The sequence below is a fragment of the Ruegeria sp. BG11 genome, assembly GCF_056538565.1.
On the sequence record NZ_JBQFTH010000023.1, the window covers coordinates 13305 to 35001 of the forward strand.

The window sequence follows — 21697 nt, forward strand, 5'->3', positions numbered from 1 at the left end:
TGAACGAAAGGAATTTTCTCATGGGTAGTTCAAAAAAATCACCGCATCAAACTTACAAGCTTTACGGCATCAGCGTATCCAAGGACGCCGGCAGCGGCAATGACAAGATGTATAGTTATGCGGCCAAAAGCTACCTCAAGGGTGGCTCTGGCAATGACTTGGTCTATGGCTATGGCGGTTATAACAAGCTCTATGGCGGGTCGGGCAACGATATCGTCAAAGGTTGGGGCGCCAAGAACTACCTCTATGGCGATTCAGGGCATGACAAGCTCTACGGCTATGGCGCCTATAATCGTCTCGACGGTGGTTCGGGCAATGACAAAGTCTACGGCTTAGGAATCAAAAACTACGTCTATGGCGGGTCCGGCCATGATTATTTGGAAGGCAAGGGCGCCTACAATTATATGAACGGCGGCACGAGCAATGACACGATCAAAGGCTACGGTGCCAAGAACGACATGCATGGCGGCGACCATTACGACAAGCTCTACGGCTATGGCGCAGTCAATAACATGTATGGCGGCAACCACAATGACACGCTCAAGGGTTACGGTGGTTACAACAAGATGGATGGCGGCGCCCATAATGATGCGCTCTATGGCTACGGCGCCAAAAACTATATGACCGGAGGATCTGGCAACGACCACTTGGAAGGCCGTGGCTTGTGGAACAAGATGAATGGCGGGTCGGGCAATGACGTGTTGAAAGGCATCGGCGCTTATAACGAGATGTATGGTGACAGCGGTGATGACAAGATCGAAGCCATTGGTGCTGTCAACAAAGCTTACGGGGGCGCCGGCAATGATGAGATCACCGGCATTGGCGGTGTCAACGTGCTGCATGGAGATGACGGCCACGACACGATGAAGGCCGTTGGCGGCGTTAACACCGTATTTGGCGACGCGGGCAACGACACCATGATCAGCGCAGGCGGGGTCAACGTCATGTTCGGCGGCGCAGGCGACGACAAGATGGTAGCAAATGCCATCGTGGCGACCACCCAAAGCGGCCAGGACGGGGCTGACACCATGGTTGCAATTAGCAACGCCAACTGGCAGTCCGGCGGCAATGGCGACGACGCTATGGTCGGGGTCGGGAACCTCAACCTGCAATTTGGCGATGCTGGCAACGACATGCTTCTGGCGGCGGGCAATACAAACATCCAGGTCGGGGGTGTCGGTGATGACAAGCTGTTCGCGATCGGCAGCACGAACGTGCAGTTCGGCGGCGACGGTAGGGACCTAGCCGTCGGCGCAGGTGGATCCAACATCCAGTATGGCGGCAATGACAACGACGTTTTGATCGGTGGTGGCGTAGCCAATATACAGATCGGTGGCACCGGTGTTGATTGGCTCGTTGGTGCTGGAAAAGGTAACCTCCAGTTTGGTGGTGAGATATGGTCGACTATTCCAAAGGACGTGGACCTAGGCGCTTTCGATCTGGACAAGGCGGCGGATAAGCTGGCCGAATACGCCAACTCAATCGGAACAGATGGCCTCAACGTCATGCTGGCCGGCGGCGAAGCAAACATTCAGATCGGCGGGTCGGAGACCGACATCACAATTGGCGCAGGTAAAGGCAACCTGCAGGTCGGTGGCGACGGCGCCGACCTTATAGTCGGTGGCGGCACAGCCACCGCACAGTTCGGCGGCGAAGGTACTGACCTGATGGTGGGCATCGGGCGGCTCAACGTCCAGGAAGGCGGCGAAGACACCGATGTAATGTTTGCGATGGAACGCGGTAAGGATGCTGGTATCCAGTTGCAAATGGGTGGCAGCGGCAGCGACTTCATGATTAGCCGCGGCGGTGATGGCGAAGCTGACCCATTCGGCGTGCTTGCCGATCACATCAAGGAAAAGATCGAAAATGCACAGAAAGACGATGCTGAAGTGTCGACATCGGACGACGTCAGCACAGCAGAGGATGAGATGTCTCGTCCGGACACGGATACCGACAAGCAGTCTCTGAAGGAAAAGCTCATGGAAAATGCGCCGTCGCTCAACCTTCAGTTCGGAGGAGCGGGTGAAGACGTCTTTTCGACTGGCGGTGATCTAGGCTTCCAAATGGGCGGCCAGGACAATGATATTTTTCTTGGCGGCGGTGCCTACAATTTCTCCTTCGGCGGCACCGGCGATGACCTGATGCTCATGACCGGTGACAAGGCGAACTTCTCGTTCGGCCAGGACGGAGTGGACTGGATGATGGACAGCGGTACGTTCACCGATCTCGTTTGGAACATGCTGAAACCCGACAAAGACGGTGAGAGTACACCGGTAGATAACCCCTTTGATACCGTCTTCGGTAGCGCGCTGAGCAGCGTGACTGGCAAAGTCGATGATCTGAAGGCAACACTTGACGCACTTAACCCGCTGAGTAAGCTCACTGATGCAGTTGGCGATCTTGTCCATGATGCAAAAGACACCGTCGCCAACATCCATGCAACAATCAGTTCTCTGATGGACTATGATAGTACGCAGTTCTTTGGCGGTGCTGGCAACGACTTCCTCTCCGTTTCCGATGCGGGAGGCGATGTAGTCGGCGGTCAGGGCAATGACACTTACCTTTACACATTCGGATCGACGGGCTCTATGGATGTCGACGAGGCTGGGCTGGATGCGGCCCGTGAACTCGGTGATTTCCTGAAACTTGCCAGTGATAAGCTCGACACGATCTCCGGAGGCGCAGGCGGTGAAAACGACGTTCTTGAGCTGCGCGATGCCGGCGCGCTTGATGGCAGCGACCTGCGTTTCTTTGTTGAAGGCGGCAAGGATCTGGTGATCGAAGGTGAAAACGGCGAGGTGCGCCTTAAGAACATGCACGAGGACGACACCCGCATCGAAACCCTGCGCATCGTCGGCGAAGACGGTGTACAAGAGATTGATCTTGGCGAGGCCTTCGAAGATGGTCTTTTTACAGCCACTTGGGCTGATCGTACCGGTCAAACCGGCATTGACGCGGTCGACAGTTTCGAGTTCAAGACCAGTGATCCGACTTTAGGCCAGGTTGACTTCGACGCGTATCTCGGAAGTGCAACCGACACAAACGCCACTGACATCGCCTTTGCCGACGCCTTTGAAGATTGGGTACTGAATCTGGCCGAAGCAGGTTCGAGGCTACCCATCGTCGGCGGTGTCGTCGACGAGGCTTCTGAGATTGTTACAAGCGTTTTTAACTTGGAGACGCCTTCTATGCCTGACACCATAGATTTTATCTAAACAATAATTGGGTTGGGACCTTCTAAGAGGCTCCAGCCTCATCGCTAGCTTCCTACCAACAATTAACAATAGCCTTAGACGAGGTAACGATCGAGTTGCGGACAAAGATTGCTTCGTCCGCTACTCGGACATCTGTGCCCAAAAAACTCGCTACGCTGGTAACGAATGTCTGCTTTTCCAGCTGCGGCGCGCCTTTTGGCCTCGGCCCTTTACATTTTTTGCAATTTCGAACTTTTGTAACAGAGCATTTCCAGTGTGGGCTCGGAGCAGTTTTTAAAACCGAGCTGACGAAATGCTGCTATGCGGACAGACCTGCCATCCGAGAAAAGCGACCTTGGAGTGTGGATTTCACCGCAGCTCGACTTGGCGTCCCTTTCGACCAGCCCAAGTTGTCGCGCAATGGTGGCGCTGTCATAGTAGTCACGTCCCTTAACCACCTTGCCGTCCTTAACACGCATAACCGAGCAGTAGCGAACTCCGGCCTGCCTTCCAGTTGGTGGGAAATCTCCGAGGCTTGAGCGTAGTGTAACGGTATGCCTGCCCGTGTTTCGGAACTCGACAGTAGCCCATTCGCCACATTGGCTGACCACGAAATTCTCAACCTTGCATCGACAATGCGAGAACACTGATGAGAAGTGAATGGCTAAAGAAAATTCTATTTTTTAGCGGGTCCACTTCCGCGTATAGGGATAGGAGGACCGCGATCAACATATGCCAAAAACATGACTATTTCTTCGGGACGCGGCGCATCCGGCACACAAAGCGTCATTGTATCGAAATGATCAAAGGACCAGGGGTTGTCTTTGTGGCCGAGCGACAAATCGATTGAAGTTCCTGCCGCTCCAATCTTTACATTGGATGGAATGACGGCGTCGCCTCCATTGGCAGCGGCTCGCATCGGAGCGCCGAGCCTGGGATGTATGACTGCGCAGCCGTGCTCCATATCTCCGAAAACGGCGACAATCGCAGCCTTCCCATAAGATACTGGGGGACCGTTAAGCTGCGAAACTGCTTCTTCAGCGAGTTGTTGCCTAAGTTCAGCCCCGATTTCAAAAAGAGGAGTGAGTTCAGCGTCGAAACGGCGTGCCATCGGGTTCGAAAAAACTGCCGCAGCCGCAACGCCACACGCCTCATCACATGGCTCGTCAAAGGCATCAGAAGTTATGTGTTCTCGCGCTATAACAATTTTGCGCGTTTCGACCATGAATGCCCCCAATTTCCTTGTTGAGGCATAGTGCTGACAATTCAGCTGCGCGTCGACCTATAATTTCCCCATTTGTCATGCAGATGATGTTTGACGACGTTCGCTTTTGTGCTCGAAGCAGGTGTTCGTCGAGTCTGGTCGAATGTCTACTCTGCGGATTTAAGTGAGCTTTCGCTGCATCAGAACCAAAGGCCACTTTCTATCTTAAGAGCAGCGTCACTAAATTTGGGCTGGTGGTTCAAGACGGATCACAAGATGAGTTGATCAATTGTCTTTGGATGATTGGTCACTGCCTCATAGCCGTCTTGCGTTATTACGAAGCTGTCACCGATCTGGGCACGGAAGGTGTCTACAGAAACAGATCCATCCACTGCAAAAACCATGCCCGGCTGGAGTATTGTTGTGTCGCCAGTAACAAGTTGCGGAGTTTCCAAAAAGCTGAAACCTGTCGCGCGGCCACAACGAAAAGGATACTCATATCCTGCACCTTGAATAACTTCTGCATATGCAGAGTGAACGCTTTCTGCTGTTACACCGGGTCGCAACACTTTAAGCGCGGCTTGCTGACTGGCCAGTGCGACCTCATAGACCGCGGCCTGAGATGGGTCATTAATCTCGCCAATCCAAAAGGTTCGGTCAAAGCCCAGCTTGAAGCGGTGAAAATTGGTCATGCCGCACAAGCAGAGGAATACTGGCTCGCCGCGCCGCATGATACGTGTGGTGGCGCGGTGATGGGTCTTAGTGATTGCCTCGCCCGAAGCCATGATTTGCAGGAAGTGCGTATTCGGCGACATATCGGCGTCGTCGTAAAACGCGCTCAGGAGTTCTGCCGCCTTGCGCGTCCCCGCTTGCGATGTGGCAAGGGCTACTTCATATTCTGGCACACCTTCGCCGATGGCAGCGCGACCGGCGTTCATCATGGCGTTCGCGACCTGACCTGCATGGCTGGCAAGCAGTAGTTCTCGGTCGGATTTGATCATCCGCATCTCGGACAGGATCGGTGTGACCGAGGTGAGATTTTGCGCATCAACCAGTTCATCAATATATGCGCGCACAAGGGCTGGCATGTGATTGGACTCTATTCCAATACGCCTGGCACCTTTGATGGCGGCAGGCAATTCAGCGCGCCATTCCGCCCCCATCCCGTCATTCCATGCCGCAATCTTGTCTACACACGCCGCAGATTGAGCGGCGATGAGGTCAATTGTGGGTGTGATCAACAGGCTGGAACCGTCGCGCGGCACCACCAATATGGTCGGACGGCCAAATTCCATATGCAAATAATCGTAGTACCCTGTCAGGTAATAGACATTGTCGTCATCGGTGATGAGAGCGACATCAAGGCCTTTTTTGCCCATTTCGACGCGAAGCCTATTCATGCGGGATTCTAACATGGTCAATCACATCCGTTTCCGGTTACCGGCAGGCGGTCACGCACCAGTTGTGCCCAAAACGCGACCCCAATTGGCAACAGATCATCGTTGAAATCATAGTCGTCCGAATGGAGCGGTTGGCCACACGGCCCCTCTTGCCCGTTGCCGAGCAGCAAGAAGCACCCCGGAACAGCGGCCGAGAAGTGCGCAAAATCCTCCGAGAAACTCATGGGTTCGCGATTGCCTTCAGTCTCCAGCCCTAAAGCGAGAGCCGCGTCTACGACTGCGCGCGTTTGTTCCGGGGCATTGATCGTCTCGATGAATTCCGTGTTGAATGTCATGGATACTTTTACGCCGTGGGCAGCTCCGATACCGTCCGCAAGCTGGCGCATAAGCCCCGCGACCTCCTCGCGATCTTCTGGCATCCGTGCGCGTACATCCCCCTTGAGGGTTGCTGCACCAGGTAGGACATTGCGCTGACCATCGGTCAGGAATTCCGTTACCGAAACGACAACACCTGCGCCCGGAGCAAGCTTGCGCGAGACGATGGTTTGCAAGGCCTGCACAATCTCTGCCCCGATGGTAATCGCATCCCGCCCAACCTGCGGCATTGAGGCGTGACCTCCTTGTCCTTCGATCAGAATTTCAAACAGGCTTTCGCTCGAACAGATTTGACCGGGCCGCGTGGAAATCTGCCCCACCGGCGCGGCAGGAAGATTGTGAATGGCATAGACTTCCTCAACGGGAAAACGCTCTAGCACACTTTCAGCAATCATGGCTTGCGCGCCCAATCCGTGTTCTTCGTTGGGTTGGAAAATGAACACCACCGTGCCATCAAAATCGGGCTCTTCAGCAAGGGCTGCCGCCGCGCCCAAGAGCATGGTCATATGGCCGTCATGCCCGCACGCGTGCATAACACCAGCCGTCTCGGAGACATAGTCATGGCTGCTGGCCTCATGTATCGGCAGTGCGTCCATGTCGGCTCGTAGACCGATGGCGCGATTGCCTGTCCCGCGTTTAAGGACACCAACAACACCCGCGCCGACATGGGTCTCGATTCCGAGATCTTGAAGGATACTCGCAACCCGCGCCTTCGTATTTTCTTCAGCAAATCCGAGTTCGGGCATTCTGTGAAATTCGTGGCGTAAGGCGATCAGGTCTATTGGTGGCATTCGTTTTTCCCGCTGGATGGTCTCCAATGAGGTTAGCTTGAAAACTCGGCAAGGCCGGCAGGAAAACGACCTAGGGCAAGAAATTTAGCAAGTACCTGAATCACCGGCGTATGATCAAAGCAGACATTCGTGCCGGTCGTAGCATTGTCCATTTTGGGTTCAAAACCGTCGTTTGCTTCGGCAACCATCAATTGGGGGAACCAACTCATCAACCTAAAAAGAACTCGAACGGGTTTTGTTAGGGCGTCACAAACCAGACAAAATTGACTTCCAGCAAAGTAAATACAGCAAAAGGCGCTGCACTACTATCCTTGTAGTGCTAAGATGAAGAGAGATCGCTTGGTCTTCTTTTTTCCGGTAAATGAGATAATACCTGGAGACGAATTCTTGCTTTCGCTGCATTATCGGCTGCAAATACGACCAGTCCAACCTTTGCTCAAAGTAAAAACCCTGATGCCTACGAGGCCGCCACCCAAGCGGCTGTGTCTGTCTTGAGTATCGCCGCCACACCAAATGAGTCTTTATTCTCGTTTTCTTTATTTGATGCTTCCGGGGGTACATAATGTCTACGCTTGACCCAGCTGCGAGGAGGGCACAAGCCATTTGAAGACGGGCTTTATTTTGAGGGTCCTGTTGCCTATCAAAAGTATAACCCAGCGATCTTCTTCCCAGGGATCGCTAAAGACTCTGAATTGGATGCAATATGGTCAAGCGTGGCAGCAACGGTCGGCATCGGCTGGGAATTTCCATTGATAAACGAGTGGAAGATTCGTCCGATCGCACATCTTTCATTTGGCGAGGCAACTGCGAATACGATTTTTTCCGACATTCCGATTCTGAGCCCGGGATCCAACTCCAACGAATTGATCGATGGAGATTTTAACGCATTCAGGATCGACGCGAGGCTTGGCATTTTCTGCGAGGCGCAATTTGGACCGTGGCAATTGGAATACCGCTTTCGTCAAATTTTCTTAAAGTTTAATCCTTTCGATGAGCTGCAGGCTGAGAACACAAGTGTGAGCTGTAATCAAGCAACCTTGTTCTCACGTCATCGCTATGCGTTGGACAACGACAAACTTTTCGAACTCCCAACGCAACTTGTTCTGGATGCTGGTATCGTGTTGTACCACAGTTAGAACGCAACCGTTCTTGAATCCAATTGGCTAGCAACGGCTGGTTTCGGACATGAGATTGATACTCGCTTGAACGGCCTATCGGCCGTTCGAGCGGGACGTTTAATGTTAAACGTTATAGTCGCTGAAGAATTTTCCGGTTTTCTATGGACTTCGGTCTGCCGTTCTATGTCGAGGCTGATCTTGCCTAACAATAGCAAGAAAGCTCAATTTCGGTTTGAACCGCAACTTGTAAGTGTGCTGAGTAGAAAAATAACTGAATTGGGTTCAATACAGGCGTTCGTGTAATCGAAACGGATGCCCACTTTGCAGCGCTGAGCAGACCATTCATTGTGATCGTACAGCCTTGGTCAAAATTGGCTGCAAGGGCCATTCGGTTGTAGACTTTCTGAAAAGATTTTTTATGGCAAGCCTGAGTTAGAGGAGACACTCCGGCAAGCTCTATCTAAACTGGTAATGACTTTGTTGTCGACGTTGCCAGTAAACTTCGCGTCGATTTCCTCAACTAGATGAGTCTAGATTAAGGTATTTCGATGACTTGAATGCTCAACTCGTCCGCTTCGGAGATTGACTATTGCAGCGCGCTCTAGGGTTTCCATAAAGTGTTTTGTCTAAATGGCGTTCAGGATTGGACCATCCAGCAATCTGACCAAATCTCCAAAGTATCCTCCAGAACGGGCGGGACGCGTAGGATCAGATGTTATTGCGACAGCAAGGTTTCGATCAGGATGGGCCGCTATGATTTGGCCTCCATACCCACGCGCCAATGCATAGCCCGAAGGGGAAAGAAACCAGCCATAGCCGTAGTCTAGTCCAGAGAAAGGTGAACGGCCGTGCGGCTTGGTCGATTCCAAAACCCAACGCTCAGGAATGATTTGCGTGTTGGCAAATGCCCCGCGGTCCCGAAGCAACACCGCGATCTTCAACATTGACCTCGGCGTAATCGCCATCTCATTGCCACCCAAGTAGTAGCCCTGTGGATCCCTCGTCCAAGCGGGGATCTCGATACCAAGTGGTGCACCCAGCCTCTCACGCGTCAGCCTCAAAAGGCTTTGTCCGGTCGCCACAGTCAATGCTGCGCCAAGCACATGGGTCGACCCTGTGGAATAGAGCATCTGCTGTCCGGGCTCAGCAACCATCGGTCGTGTCAACGCATCCGCGATCCAGTTGGCAGAGTTGATCCATTCTCCGTAGTTACTGCCCGAGGTTCTTTCGAGACCTGCCCGCAGCGTCACCAGATCCTCCATCGTAATGCTTTCGGAACCGGGTGTCGCATTAGCGGGCAAAAGTCGCGGCGCGACCTCCTGCAAGGTAGCATCTACAGATGGGATTTCCCGCCGGTCGATCGCCGTCCCAAGCAACAAAGCCACAATGCTTTTCGAACACGACTTTATGTTGGCCGGTCTATCCAGGCCTGCACCCTGTTGGGCCTGCGCGAAAATGACCTCGTTTCCGCGTTGAATTTGAAGTGAATGCAACTGCGGAAGACCGCTCATTGCATCATTCAGCGCCACCGTTTGTCCCCGCGCAATATACGGAGCACAAATTGCGGTTGCGGTTGCCAGCAGGAACTTGCGACGTGTAATCATGGCATTCATTTGGAAGCAAATCTCGGAATGTCCAGACGCCTACGCAACATCCCAGGATTTATTGTCCAAGATGTAAGAAAGCCTCCGCAAACGAAAAGTGGGATTTGAGGCAACAGGAGGCATCGTTCGTAAACTTGGCCAGCATCCTAGCGCGCAAGAACTGTGGTAGACTGACCCCGAGGACATTCTAGCAGGAGATTTCCCGTTGCTACCGAATTCACTCCGTCTCGCACTCTCGGTCACAACAATCGCCATATCGGTAGGCGCCCTACCGGACCGCGCCAATGCAATAACGCAAGATGTTCCAGCGTGGCTACAAAAGCACGTGGGTACGGGTGAGGGGCAAATCGCGCCAATCGTTCTGGAAAGGGCACGCGCGCTTTACATCAAGAAACTACGCCGAGGCGAAGTAAGGAACCCCTGCTACCTGGCCAAGGACGCAACCCGCCCCAGCACTGCAAGAAACGGCAATCCGGGCAAGCGTTTTTATGTCATCTGCGAGTCACAAAAGTCCTTCCGAGCGGTTTCGTCCGGCTATGGCAATGGTCGAAAACTCCAGCGCGCTAATTTTTCGAATGGCCGGCAATGCGCGAAGAACTTCAGCAATGCAGAGGGATCTAAACTAACCGCCGGAGGCGCCTATGTTACGGCTGAAACCCGCACGTCCTTCAAAGGTTACCACAGTCATTCTGGTAAAACACAGCCGTTCTACCGCACCTTCCTTTTGTTTGATGGTGAAGGAGAAACGAGCAATGCTCGCGAGCGCGCCATCGGAGGCCATCCGGCTGTGTTTCTCAAATGGCAATGCAGGTTCAAAAACCCTCAAAGCACTCATGCAGACAACGATGGCTATGTCCCTTACGGAAGGCTTGTGAACTACACTGGTGGTCGTAGCAATGGTTGCACAACCTGGTCGCAATCCGCCTCAAAAGAGATCTTGGCGCTCGTAGAAGGAAACCCGACAACCCTGTATATCTACCCAGAATCCAAAGACATAAACGCTGTCGCCAAGGCGGTAAAAAAGGGAAAATCACTTTCTCGAGCTGGAGTTTATTGGAACGCAGTTTGCCTAAAAGCGATTGGTGAACCAAAGTTTTGGCCCAAAAGCAGCCTACAGCCGATCATAAATAGTTGGAGAGCATCTTTGCCCAAACAGCCGCCGTTGGAATTGCCGATCTGCAAGTAAACTGCAAAGCAGAACCAAGGCGCGCTGCCCTTCAAGCCTTTCCGTAAAGGGCTCGAAGCGGCCATTGAAACAGCTCGGTCGAACGACTGCTCTATGCCTTTACTGGTAGGCGCCGAGTCAGTTGATCAATTTCTGTAGTTCCTTGTCGGCGTGGATTAGATCATTGATGATCTTACGCACCTTTTCAGCCTTTCGTGATCTGTCTCTATGTTTCCATGACGAATGGCATGGCCCAGCAGCGTGCCCACCTCTGGCACTGTCTTTGCCCCCCTAATATTTGGCCACTACTTTGGCCGAGAAGGGGGAACAAGAGATGGCCATGAAGCGATACTCGGACGAAGACATTCTGAAGCTGCTGCGTGAGATTGCACTGAAGCTGGCAGATGGCGACGATGTTCGGACGGCCTGTCGAGGTGTCGGTGTCAGCGATGCGACCTACTACAATTGGCGGCGTCAGTTCGATGGCATGGGCAAGTCGCAACCGTCGGAGTTGCGCAGCCTGGAGAAGGAAAATGCCAGGCTGAAGAAGATCGTGGCCGAACTGGAACTGGACAAGCTGATCCTCAAAGAAGTCTGAACTACCTAAGACCGAGGTACCAACGACGAGCCAACTTCGTCAGGACGTCATTCATGCTCGCCAGACGCTCGGCACATCAGAGCGTCGTACCTGAAAGGTGGTCGGCCAACAGGCGTAGTTGAGACTCGTTCGAATTCGTCTAACAGCACCCTGCTAGAATTAACTTTTTCCAATTGTGCGCATCATTTGGCGGTAGAAGAGTGTCGGAGCTAGCCGGTTCATGGCGTTCGATAGAGTTGCAACTCGACCAACGGGCACAAATGCTTTTCGTTTTCGAGTCCCGTCAAGAATGGTTTTGGCTGCGTCTTGTGGCGTCATATAGTCAACACCGTCAGTTGCGGATCCCGGACGGGTGAAACCCTTTTTATCTTTTTTGGTTTGCCCGATGTTCGTTGCAACAAAGGAAGGTGCAGCAATAGTAACGGACACCCCGTGACAGGTTTCCTCGGCTCTCAGAGACTTAAAAAACCCTTCCATTGCATGCTTGCTGGCGGCGTATGCTGTTCTACGGAAAAGCGGCGCAAACCCCGCGACTGATGAGATCGCCAGATGCGTTCCCTTGGACTTTCTTAATGCAAAGAGGAAATGCCGAGCGCACTCAATTGCTGAAAAATAGTTGATTTCAAAAAGGTCGCGATGTGAGTTCATGTCACTGTCGGCAAACGCCGAGATTTGTGTGACCCCTGCGTTGTAGACAACCATGTCAATTGAAGGCCTGCCCTTCAAAATCTGAGCGCATACATCTGCACACTGCTTAGGTTTTGTTAGGTCACAAGCGTAGAGACTAATATCTTTCTCATCCACCAAAGCGTCGAGGCGCGGGCCTGGAAGGTCAATGATAACGGTGTGCCAACCTTGTTCTCGCAATGCTTCAGATAAAGCTTGCCCCAGGCCGCCAGCACCGCCAGTTATGACTGCAGTTTTTTTCACTTCGCGTGCTCCCACCAGAGCTCAAATGCTTCTGCACTTGAGTATTTGGGTTGATAGCCGAACTTCACCTTAAGTGCAGTGTTGTCCAGCACTGGCCGAAACTGCAGAAATCGAACTTGTTCAGGACCATAGCGAGAAAGCCCTACGGGTCGGGCCACGGCCAGTGCCATCTTGACCAACTTTGGCGGCAACCAGCGCACAGTCTTGCCCATGGCCTTGGCGATTTGGGAAACAGTAAGCGCACCGTCGCCAGAGACGTTGAAAATGCCCGAAGGCCCGTTTGTCGATGCGCGCAGCAGTATTTCTGCCAGGTCCTTGTCCCATATGAAGACAAAGGGGCTCTCAGAACCTTTCAGCCCAATCAGGCGAGGCTTTTGGAACAAGGACGTTATCTGGTTCTCGACATGGTTCCCAAGAACCGTCCCAACCCTCAATACGACTTGCTCTAATTCCGGGGCTGTTTTTCTCGCGTCTGCCAGCATCTCCTCGACCAGTCTTTTGTGCCAAGAATACGCGAATTCCCGATTACCGCGAATTGCGTCCGTTTCTCGCAATAGCGCAGGATTGTCGGCGTGATAGCCATAGGCCGCGCCAGAGGACGTAACGACCAGTCGCTGTACCCCCGCGGAAATGGCGGCATCAAGAACTTTGCGCGTACCTTCAACATCAACTTGGTACTCAAAGTCCCGCGTTGTGTCTGGCCCGGGGGTTACGATCGATGCAAGATGCACGACGGTGTCGGGGCGTTCTGACATGATGACGTCGTGTGGGTCGCTACTGGTCACATCCATCTTTATGAACCGCGCGTTTGGCGGCAAATTCACAGGTTCTCGGATATCCGTAGCTATGACGGCATAATTGTCCTTCTGCGCCAGACGACTTAGCAGCGCTGTTCCGACTGCACCTGCAGCGCCAGTGATGAGAAGGCGTTTCATGCCGGAAGCTCCCGCCTTGCGAAGAAGCCCGCAAGAACCAATCCAGAAATCGCGTGCCATATGCCCCACAAAGCAGCGGCAACAGCCATTCCGCCCATCCCTCCAAAAAAGGCGAAGATCAGGATGAGCCCCAGTCCTGAATTCTGAATACCTGTTTCGATGGTAACTGAACGGCGATCCCGCTCGGACAACCCTGTGATCGTCGCCGTTGTATACCCGCCGAGGAATGCCAGCGTATTGTGGACAATAACAAGACCTATGACGGCTCCGGCGACCTGAAGGAAGTTCGCCCAATTGGCAGCCAGCGCGAGCACAATGAAGGCAATAAAGATAGCCATTGAGAGCCATTGCATTGGGCGGCGGATGCGATCAGCCAATTGTTTTAACCGCGCGTTTACTAGCATCCCGAGGACCAATGGTAGGATCAGCATGAACACGACCGTTGTTGCGACGGCGACCGGGTCAATTTCAGTGCGCTGCAAGATTTCGCGTGTCGGGCCATATAGGTTACCCCAAAATGCAATGTTTGCCGGTGTGACAACGATGGCTCCGACCGTCGCAAAAGCGGTCATTGAAACCGATAGCGCCACATTCCCTTTCGCCCGATGGGTCATGAAATTTGATATGTTCCCACCAGGGCACGCAGCAACGAGGATAAGGCCCATCGCTACAGATGGCATCGGTCGCAGTGCGACAATCATAAGAAAAGTAAGCGCTGGAAGTACTAGAAACTGCGACGCAAGACCGACAATGAGGGGCTTGGGTGCACCTGCAATGCGCCGAAAGTCGTCCGTACGCAAATCCAACGCGATTGAGAACATGACGATCGCCAGGATGGCATTGAGAATTCTAAGATTTCCGGCATCAAAATTCAGAACGACCTGATCTATTCCGTTCATACTTCAGCCGCCTTGAGTGCAGCGATTTGGCCCGTTACCTCTCTCCGATAGGTTGCTTTGTCCACGTAGTAGGCCATGCGCGGAAGGTCAATGTAGTTCATACCTCCTGTTGCTCTCTCATAGCCATCGGACTTGGTGGAGCGGATTGCCTGCGCCGCAGAATTGCCGGACCGCAATCCAGCTATGTAACGAGCGACCATTTCGGCCTGCTCATGACGTCCTTGCCAGCCCAACCCCGATGCTTCAACCATGCCAAGAACAAACAGGTCATCTCGTTCTGGGTGCATGCAATTTAGGTAGAGGTGAGGCGCGGAACCCTTCCAATTCAGATGTTTCTTGTCGATGAACGGATAGTGCAATTTATACCCGGTCGCGGCCAGTATCATGTCATATTCAGCCGAGGTCCCATCGCGGAAATGAACGGTTTTGCCGTCCAAACGCTCGATATCCGGACGAACCTTCAGGTCGCCATGCCCCGCGTGAAACAGAATGAGGGAGTTGACCACTGGATGCGACTCGTAAAGAGCGTAGTCCGGCTTCGGAAACCCGTATTTCTGCGGATCACCGACAAACCATTTCAGGATCGCGCCATCGACTTTTCGCTTAAGCCACATGGGCAGGCGGATCTTACCCCCCATTGTGTCGGCAGGGGCTCCGAAGACATATTTGGGAACAAAGTAGTACCCACGGCGCATAGAGAGGTCGCAAGATACGCCATGGTGAATGGCATCGACTGCGATGTCGCAACCGGAGTTGCCCGCACCAACAACAAGAACGCGCTTACCGGCAAATTGGGTGGGATAGCGGTACTCGGACGCATGGATAAGCTCACCTGTGAATTCACCTTGGAAATCCGGCATGTTCGGTTCCGACAGCGTACCGTTGGCAATCATTAACCCTGCGAAGTTTTGGATATGATGGGTGCCGGTCTTGTCTCGCCAGGTGATTTCCCATCCGCCGCTTTCCAATGGTTCGGTCTTCAGAACTTCGGCACCGAAATGAAAGTGCTGATACAGGTCAAACGCTTTTGCGAAGTCTTGGAAATAGGCCTTCATTTCGCGATGTGATGGATATTCTGCCGTATCCTCTAGCATCGGGAAATCGCTGAACTCCGTCATGCGCTTGGAGGAAATGAGATGGGCGGTCTCGTACATCGTGGACCGAGGAGCATCGATGTTCCACAGACCACCCACATCATCGGCCAGTTCAAATCCTTGAAATGGCACTCCCTGCTCGACAAGCGTCTTTGCCATTGCAAGACCCATTGGCCCCGCACCGACCAAAGCAAAACATTCTTCGGGGCGGGCCTTTGCCTCAACCAGCTTGCCCGCTCTCACCTGCGCCTGTTCCATTCGCCTCTCCTCCTGCGACAGTAATAATCTTGAACGAACGTTCTAAATAAGGCAAACTGGTTTTTGAGATGCCTCAACATGCTGTTAAAGAAAGAAAAAGAGCTCCGTCGCAGCGATCCGTCGCCGCGAGAGAACGAATCTTCGATGCTGCAGAACAGGTCTTTGCCGAAAGGGGATTCGAAGGCGCATCAATTCGAGACATTGCTGAACGGGCAGGGGTTCAGAAAGCCAACGTGAATTTTCACGGGGGTCCTAAAGAAGAGCTGTTCGAGCGCATAGTGGCGCGTCGAGCTTCCGAACTCTCTGAAGAGCGTCTCTCTAGAATTGAATTGTTGGACGCACAGGCGGACTGGAGTGTCGGTGATTTGTTGTCAGCCTTCATGCTGCCGCTAGTTTCGCGAGCCTTCAGCGGAGATCCTCAGTGGCTTGCTTATGCACGAATAGTGGCGATTGTCTCAGCTGATACGCGGTGGAGAGAATTGGCTCAAACACACTTTGATCCTGTGGCCATGAGGGTCGTAGAAAAGCTTTGCTCAAAACACCCTGAGGCTAGTCCAGAACGAGTTGCGGGTGCATTGGTGTTTGCCGTGTCTTCAATGCTCGCTCTGTGTACGTCGCAGTGGCGAATTTTGGCCCTAAGCGGAAAAATTGGCCAGGCGGATCGCGAGAGCATGACCTTGAACCTTTTGAGTTTCTGTGAGGCAGGCTTAATCGGCAGCTTGAAGAAAGCGGAGTGATTTACAGCGGCGCGTCGGTCTCGCTAGAAGATCTGGGTAAGGCCTAATATCCATTGGGTAACAAGTCGCGCGAGTTGATTGCCGAGAAGATACCCTTGGAGCAGTCTTGTCATAAGAACTTGGTTTTAGGCGGGTGGGGGGCTTTCTAAGCTTCTATCTATGAATAGATGACCGCCGCTCAAAGTTCTGTAAAGTTATTCTCGGATCACTCGTCTGACATCGCCGCCGCCCATTCCGGTCTGACGTCAGTTTTGTTCTCTGCCGGTCATTGAAGCGCAACACAATTTATTTGAACCCGGTTCCCACAATCCGGGTTAAACACTTGGTCCGAAGATGGACCACCCTGTGGCGCGTACCAGTTCTTGAAATGCGATTGTTGCCAAATGGGAATTGCCTTTTTGATCGAGCCCGGGGCTCCAGGCGACAACAGATCCGATACCAGGTACAATGCACAGGATTCCGCCGCCAACACCGCCTTTCGCTGGAAGGCCAACTCGGAAGGCAAATTCGCCCGAAGCATCGTAGGATCCACACATCATCATGAGCGCAGTAACTCTTCTTGCTCTTTGCGCTGATAATACTGTAGCGCCGGTGGCTGGATTTTGACCCGCCGCCGCAAGAAAACGACCTGCTAGCGCCAACTGTTCGCAAGACATAGCGATGCTACACTGGCGAAAGTAGAGCGACAGAACATCCTCTACGGGAGACTTAAGGTTGCCTTCCGCCTGCATAAAATGGGCAAGCGCACGATTTCTGGAACCGGTTCGGATCTCTGATTCCGCAACCGACACATCAACCTCAATCGAGTTGTCCTCCGAAAGCTCTCGGCACAACGTCAAAAGGTCGTTGATTGCGTCGTCAGCAGAACGGTTTTCGAGCAGAACATCAGCCACTACGATCGCACCGGGGTTGATAAACGGGTTCCTTGGAATTCCGCGCTCGTGTTCAAGCTGAACGATCGAATTGAACGGATCGCCGGAAGGTTCTCGGCCAACTCTTTGCCACAAGGTGGCGCCAACCTGTTGCAGCGCCAAAGTAAGCGAAAACACTTTTGAGATGCTTTGGATTGAAAACAGCGTGCCCGCGTCCCCAGCAGACACGAGCGGACCGTTGATGGGTGCAATGGCAATACCGAATTGGTTCAGATCAACTGTTGCGAGTTCTGGAATATACTTTGCTACCTTCCCCCTTTCGGACATGCCGGCAATGCGATCTGCAATGTCGTCCAAGACTTCCTGAAGCCTTTCGCTTTCAGTGGTTTTGAGTGTCGGCATGGATCTCCTCCGTCCAGACAGTGTGATCTACGCCCTTGCTAAGCTCGGGAAATTTGCTTGCGACAAAGCGAGGTTCAAGATTCTGTCGGCGTTGCGAGAAATAATCCACCGTTAGTTTGTAGACGGTGCCAGAGAGCAGCACTATCGCCACCAAATTGATGGTCGCCATTATTCCCATGGCCGCATCCGCGAAATTGAACACAGTGGCAACAGCTTGCACAGCGCCCCAGACAACCATTGCAAGGCAACCCAAACGCAAGATGTAAATCGGTAATTTGCCTTCCAATTTTAGGAAGGTCATCGCGTTTTCGGCATATGAGTAGTTGCCAAGTATGGATGTGAAGCCAAAAAAGACGATAGCAATCGCGATAAAGTGGCGGCCGATTTCGCCGAGATGGACCGCCGCCGCGTCTTGAGTCAGTCGCATTCCGGTAGGTCCATCAATTTCGATTGCGCCCGACAGAAGAATAAGCAGTGCAGTTGCCGTTGCGACCAAAATCGTATCCACAAAACACCCGAATGCCTGAACGAAACCTTGGCTGGAAGGGTGGTGGGGATCAGGAGTTGCAATTGCTGCAATGTTTGGTGCCGATCCCATGCCCGCTTCGTTGGAGAAAAGCCCCCGTTTGATGCCGTTAAGCGCAGCAGCCATGACGCCTCCTGTCACGCCTCCGGCAGCTTCCTGAAGGCCAAACGCACCCGCAACAATCGACCACAACATAGCAGGTACTTCGGAAATGTTCAGGACTACGACAATACAGGCAAGCAAGAGGTAGAGACCTGCCATGAGCGGTACAACGATCTCTGCAAACTTTGCGATGGTTCTTATTCCACCGAATATGACTACCGCTGCGGCTGCGGCCAGCGCTATGCCAACCACCAATTTGTTTAACCCGAACGCGCCCTCGAAAGCTTCAGCAATCGAGTTGGATTGGACTGCGACAAAAACCAAACCAAAGCTGACAATCAGGCAGATCGAGAAAATGACCCCAGCCCAAGGCGCGTTCAAGGCGTTGGCCATGTAGAACGCAGGACCTCCCCTGAACCTTCCGTTGGAAGATGTGACTTTGTAGAGTTGGGCCAAAGTACTTTCGGAATAGGCGGTGGCCATTCCAACCAATGCCACGATCCACATCCAAAAGATTGCGCCCGGACCTCCCAAGGTCAGAGCTACCGCTACGCCAGCAAGGTTTCCAGTGCCGACGCGAGAAGCCAGACTTACTGTCAGCGCTTGAAAAGGAGTAATACCTCTTTTGTCCTTGCGGTTTTCGCCAAAAGCGCTGCCGCGTTAGACCCAAACGAGATGTTCGATGATCCCCATATGGAGCAACGGGCGCGCGAAATCGGCAGAGAGCTGCGATGCCTGAAGTGCAGGAACCAGTCGATTTTTGACTCGAATGCCGGAATAGCGAAGGACCTGCGCGTCGTGGTGCGCGAGCGTATCACCGCAGGTGACAGCGACGACGAAATCCTTGAATACGTCAGGGTCAGGTTCGGCGACTACGTCCTGATGAACCCGCCAGTCGAACGCCATACCTACATACTATGGCTGACGCCTGTCTTGCTGTTGGCCATTGGTGGGATGTCAGCAGCGTTCTATCTGCGCGGCAGAAAAACCCCCTTGGACGCCCCGGAATTGGACAGCGCCGCCCAAGCGGAAGCGCAGCGCATTCTCAAGAATGAGGTGGGATGATGGAATTTTGGCTAACTGCTGGTGTAATCGTCCTCCTTTCAGGTCTCTGGATCGCGCGACCCTACTTCAAAGCAAGGTCGATCGAAATGACCAGTTCCGATGGCGCAATCTCTATCTACAGAGACCAGATGGACGAGTTGGAGCGGGACCTGAAGGCGGGTCAAATCAGTGAAAGTGAGTTTGCCTCCGCTAAGATGGAAATTGAACGCCGGGCGCTGAGTGCTGCGCGTCGACTGGATACCGGATTCCTGTCTTCGCCCCGCTCGTTGGTCACGGCGGCAGTCTTGGTGCTGTGTGTTTGCGGCTTCACAACAGCGCTCTATTCTGAGATCGGGGCCCCGCGCTACCAAGATATGCCCTTGGTCGCACGCAAAACCGAAGAAATGATCCGCCGCGCCGAGGCAGGAGACATTGGCAGCCGCATCCAACTGCTTATCGAACGCACAGAAAACGAACCGGAAAGTTTCGAGTCTTGGTGGATGCTCGCCCGGTCCTACGCGGCGGTTGGCGATCATGCGTCTTCCGCTGATGCCTACCGGCACGTTGTTGATCTTGCAGAAGGCAGGCCAGCTGTTCTGTCAGCCTATGCCGAGGCGATGACATTGGCGAACGGTAATAAAGTGCCTTCAGCTGAACGTGTCATCTTTGAACAACTTGCCGCAGAACAGGCGGACCCCAGAGCTAGGTACTATGTTGCTTTAGCCAAAGCGCAATCGCAGGATTTCCAGAACGCCATTGATGATTGGGCCTTGCTGGCAAGAGATTCTGCGCCTGACGCGCCTTGGATGCCGCTTGTTCGGCGCGACATCGTCAATATGGCACGTTTCTTGCAAGTGGACGTCACAACTTATTTGTCGGATGCGACGGACATCGAGATCGCAAGTTCCGGTCAAAGTGGTTCTGCGTCGGTTCAGGTCTCGTCTCTGGTCGCATCTCTTGAGGCAGATCCAATGGACCACAAAGGCTGGATTGCTCTGGCGCGCGCACGGTCGGAACAGGGCGACACGGAAGGCGCAGTAGAAGCCATTACCTCTGCGCGCCGTCATTTTGCAGGGGCACCCTTCGTACTGGACCTTATTGCTCAGGCCGAATTCGAGTTAGGCTTGGATCTATTGCCCCCATCATCCCGCGGCCCTACAAAGGAAGAAATGGTTGCCGCTTCGAACCTATCGCAATCTGAACGCGATGATATGATAGCAGGCATGGTTGCTGGCTTTGCCGCCAGGCTGGAGACACAGCCGAACGACCCCGACGGTTGGGTTATGCTAGTTCGCTCGTACGCGACACTTGGACAACACGAAAAGGCGCGTGAAGCAGCCCGACACGCGGATATCATATTCGAGAACGACTTACGAGTTCAGCAAGCAATTCGTTCTCAGACGCAAGGTCTATTGGATGTAGATTGAGGCCCTGATGGCATTGAATTGAGAAATCCGAGCGAACGCGGCAACGGCTGTTTGAGGCTCGAACCAATTGCTCGCCGCGGAGTGGCGCCTGTTCGCGGGATTAACGGCAGCTTTGGGCTCTATGCAGTCGTTCGCCATACTCGGCGTGAACGACTGCTATGCATGCTATACCGACTTAGAATGTCTCTGTCGCTACGCGGTACGCGCGTCTAAACGGCAACTTGTATGCAGCGGACGCGCAATTTGTCGTGCAACTTGACGGCTCTTTTTGTCGAATTGACATCAAACGAACAACAAAAACTAAGGCGCTTTTCCGAGTGTAATTTGGCAAAATTTTTGAAGGAAAACCCATGAAGAACTCGCTCCGAACTGTCTCACCTTTCGGCTTGTCGTTGATAGCTGCCGCTTTAATTTACGTAACCTTTGGCGCAGAGGCGCGCGATGTTGGGAACCGAGGCGCAGATAGGGCACAGGATCGCGTGGATAGTATAAGTGATCGGATTGACGGCGATGCACGCGACGCTGTTCGGGATGCAGGCGAGAAGGTCGGAGACGAAGTTCGTGACGAACTGGAGGAAGAAGCTGACGATGTGCGGGATGAGCTCGAAAAAAAGATCGATGCGGAGCGCGATGACCTTGAAGACGAGGCCGAAGAATTGCGCGAAGAGCTAGAGGACGAGGCTGATGAAGCTCGTGACGAATTAAAGAAAGAAATCGATTGATCTTCGAAGTTCTTTGGCGTTCGCTATTTAGGCAAATGTTTCTCGAGCCCAAAGCGGACTACCAGATATCCGATCTCAGTAGTTGGCTGAAGAATCAAGCTGTCGTTGATGAACTTTGAGATGCAGATTTCAGATCGACAGTAAGTTCACCGTAACAACATGAAAGTCTTCACCTGAAAATCTCTACTATTCGTTCTCGAGAGTGGTATTTGAACCAACCCAAAAGAATGACGTCTGACACTACGCTGGTATCGCAACAATCCTAGCGGCGTATCAGCTTCCCAGACACACTGATTTGAC

The 21697-nt window shown here is 53.0% G+C and carries 19 protein-coding genes and 1 pseudogene; 8 read left to right on the top strand and 12 right to left on the bottom strand.

Annotation, left to right across the window (positions count from 1 at the left end; translation table 11 throughout):
* Positions 1–20 precede the first annotated feature (20 nt).
* Positions 21–3215 carry a hypothetical protein gene (locus ACR0JF_RS22595; protein ID WP_170663164.1) on the top strand — a complete coding sequence of 1065 codons (3195 nt, stop codon included), beginning with the start codon at positions 21–23 and terminating at the stop codon, positions 3213–3215.
* A 209-nt stretch (positions 3216–3424) separates the two neighbouring features.
* Here ACR0JF_RS22595 and ACR0JF_RS22600 read toward each other — a convergent pair whose 3' ends face one another.
* The 5 genes from ACR0JF_RS22600 to ACR0JF_RS22620 all read right to left on the bottom strand — a co-directional run bounded on the left by ACR0JF_RS22600 (position 3425) and on the right by ACR0JF_RS22620 (position 7173).
* The gene (locus ACR0JF_RS22600) at positions 3425–3841 is read right to left on the bottom strand and encodes an ester cyclase (protein WP_480670019.1); all 417 of its coding nucleotides are present in this window, start codon (positions 3839–3841) and stop codon (positions 3425–3427) included.
* A gap of 29 nt (positions 3842–3870) precedes the next feature.
* Positions 3871–4419 (bottom strand): amino acid synthesis family protein, encoded by a 549-nt coding sequence (locus ACR0JF_RS22605; RefSeq protein WP_170663168.1) that lies wholly within the window; start codon positions 4417–4419, stop codon positions 3871–3873.
* A gap of 248 nt (positions 4420–4667) precedes the next feature.
* A complete protein-coding gene (locus ACR0JF_RS22610) occupies positions 4668–5813 on the bottom strand; it encodes a M24 family metallopeptidase (RefSeq protein WP_170663170.1) in 1146 nt (381 codons plus the stop codon).
* 2 nt (positions 5814–5815) lie between these two features.
* On the bottom strand, positions 5816–6964 hold the full coding sequence (locus ACR0JF_RS22615; RefSeq protein WP_170663172.1) for an amidohydrolase: 1149 nt from the start codon (positions 6962–6964) through the stop codon (positions 5816–5818).
* Between the two features lie 32 nt (positions 6965–6996).
* Positions 6997–7173, bottom strand: coding sequence for a hypothetical protein (locus ACR0JF_RS22620; RefSeq protein ID WP_170663174.1), 177 nt, complete (start codon positions 7171–7173; stop codon positions 6997–6999).
* Positions 7174–7536: 363 nt separating this feature from the next.
* Between ACR0JF_RS22620 and ACR0JF_RS22625 the strand changes: the two genes are divergently transcribed.
* Complete coding sequence (locus tag ACR0JF_RS22625) at positions 7537–8100, top strand: hypothetical protein (protein WP_170663176.1); 564 nt, start codon at positions 7537–7539, stop codon at positions 8098–8100.
* Between the two features lie 608 nt (positions 8101–8708).
* Here the strand turns inward: ACR0JF_RS22625 and ACR0JF_RS22630 are convergent.
* Positions 8709–9695, bottom strand: a complete 987-nt coding sequence (locus ACR0JF_RS22630) for a serine hydrolase domain-containing protein (RefSeq protein WP_480670022.1) — start codon at positions 9693–9695, stop codon at positions 8709–8711.
* A 196-nt stretch (positions 9696–9891) separates the two neighbouring features.
* Between ACR0JF_RS22630 and ACR0JF_RS22635 the strand changes: the two genes are divergently transcribed.
* Positions 9892–10872 carry a L,D-transpeptidase family protein gene (locus ACR0JF_RS22635; RefSeq protein ID WP_170663180.1) on the top strand — a complete coding sequence of 327 codons (981 nt, stop codon included), beginning with the start codon at positions 9892–9894 and terminating at the stop codon, positions 10870–10872.
* A 319-nt stretch (positions 10873–11191) separates the two neighbouring features.
* The gene (locus tag ACR0JF_RS22640; protein ID WP_170747597.1) at positions 11192–11449 is read left to right on the top strand and encodes a transposase; all 258 of its coding nucleotides are present in this window, start codon (positions 11192–11194) and stop codon (positions 11447–11449) included.
* Between the two features lie 159 nt (positions 11450–11608).
* Here ACR0JF_RS22640 and ACR0JF_RS22645 read toward each other — a convergent pair whose 3' ends face one another.
* From ACR0JF_RS22645 to ACR0JF_RS22660, 4 genes are read right to left on the bottom strand one after another with little or no spacing between them, the layout of a single operon-like run.
* The gene (locus ACR0JF_RS22645; protein WP_480670025.1) at positions 11609–12379 is read right to left on the bottom strand and encodes an SDR family NAD(P)-dependent oxidoreductase; all 771 of its coding nucleotides are present in this window, start codon (positions 12377–12379) and stop codon (positions 11609–11611) included.
* On the bottom strand, positions 12376–13314 hold the full coding sequence (locus ACR0JF_RS22650) for an SDR family oxidoreductase (RefSeq protein WP_170663202.1): 939 nt from the start codon (positions 13312–13314) through the stop codon (positions 12376–12378). Before ACR0JF_RS22650 ends, ACR0JF_RS22645 begins: the two co-directional genes overlap by 4 nt.
* A complete protein-coding gene (locus ACR0JF_RS22655; protein ID WP_170663204.1) occupies positions 13311–14213 on the bottom strand; it encodes a bile acid:sodium symporter family protein in 903 nt (300 codons plus the stop codon). Before ACR0JF_RS22655 ends, ACR0JF_RS22650 begins: the two co-directional genes overlap by 4 nt.
* Positions 14210–15565, bottom strand: coding sequence for an NAD(P)-binding domain-containing protein (locus tag ACR0JF_RS22660; RefSeq protein ID WP_170663205.1), 1356 nt, complete (start codon positions 15563–15565; stop codon positions 14210–14212). Before ACR0JF_RS22660 ends, ACR0JF_RS22655 begins: the two co-directional genes overlap by 4 nt.
* 68 nt (positions 15566–15633) lie before the next feature.
* Here ACR0JF_RS22660 and ACR0JF_RS22665 point away from each other — a divergent pair, with 68 nt between their 5' ends.
* Positions 15634–16302 (top strand): TetR/AcrR family transcriptional regulator, encoded by a 669-nt coding sequence (locus tag ACR0JF_RS22665; protein ID WP_170663207.1) that lies wholly within the window; start codon positions 15634–15636, stop codon positions 16300–16302.
* Positions 16303–16616: 314 nt separating this feature from the next.
* Here the strand turns inward: ACR0JF_RS22665 and ACR0JF_RS22670 are convergent, their stop codons facing one another.
* Together ACR0JF_RS22670 and ACR0JF_RS22675 are read right to left on the bottom strand one after the other, a co-directional pair.
* Positions 16617–17576 carry a glutaminase gene (locus ACR0JF_RS22670; protein WP_170663209.1) on the bottom strand — a complete coding sequence of 320 codons (960 nt, stop codon included), beginning with the start codon at positions 17574–17576 and terminating at the stop codon, positions 16617–16619.
* Positions 17554–18834: pseudogene (locus ACR0JF_RS22675) on the bottom strand (alanine/glycine:cation symporter family protein); the annotation flags it as partial. The gene ACR0JF_RS22670 and the pseudogene ACR0JF_RS22675, both read right to left, overlap by 23 nt.
* 45 nt (positions 18835–18879) lie before the next feature.
* Between ACR0JF_RS22675 and ACR0JF_RS22680 the strand changes: the two are divergent.
* The 3 genes from ACR0JF_RS22680 to ACR0JF_RS22690 all read left to right on the top strand — a co-directional run bounded on the left by ACR0JF_RS22680 (position 18880) and on the right by ACR0JF_RS22690 (position 21397).
* Entirely contained in the window at positions 18880–19269 is a 390-nt protein-coding gene (locus ACR0JF_RS22680) for a cytochrome c-type biogenesis protein (protein ID WP_480670028.1), read from the top strand.
* On the top strand, positions 19269–20675 hold the full coding sequence (ccmI, locus tag ACR0JF_RS22685; protein ID WP_170663212.1) for a c-type cytochrome biogenesis protein CcmI: 1407 nt from the start codon (positions 19269–19271) through the stop codon (positions 20673–20675). Before ACR0JF_RS22680 ends, ccmI begins: the two co-directional genes overlap by 1 nt.
* Before the next feature lie 350 nt (positions 20676–21025).
* Positions 21026–21397 (top strand): hypothetical protein, encoded by a 372-nt coding sequence (locus ACR0JF_RS22690; protein WP_170663214.1) that lies wholly within the window; start codon positions 21026–21028, stop codon positions 21395–21397.
* Positions 21398–21697 lie beyond the last annotated feature (300 nt).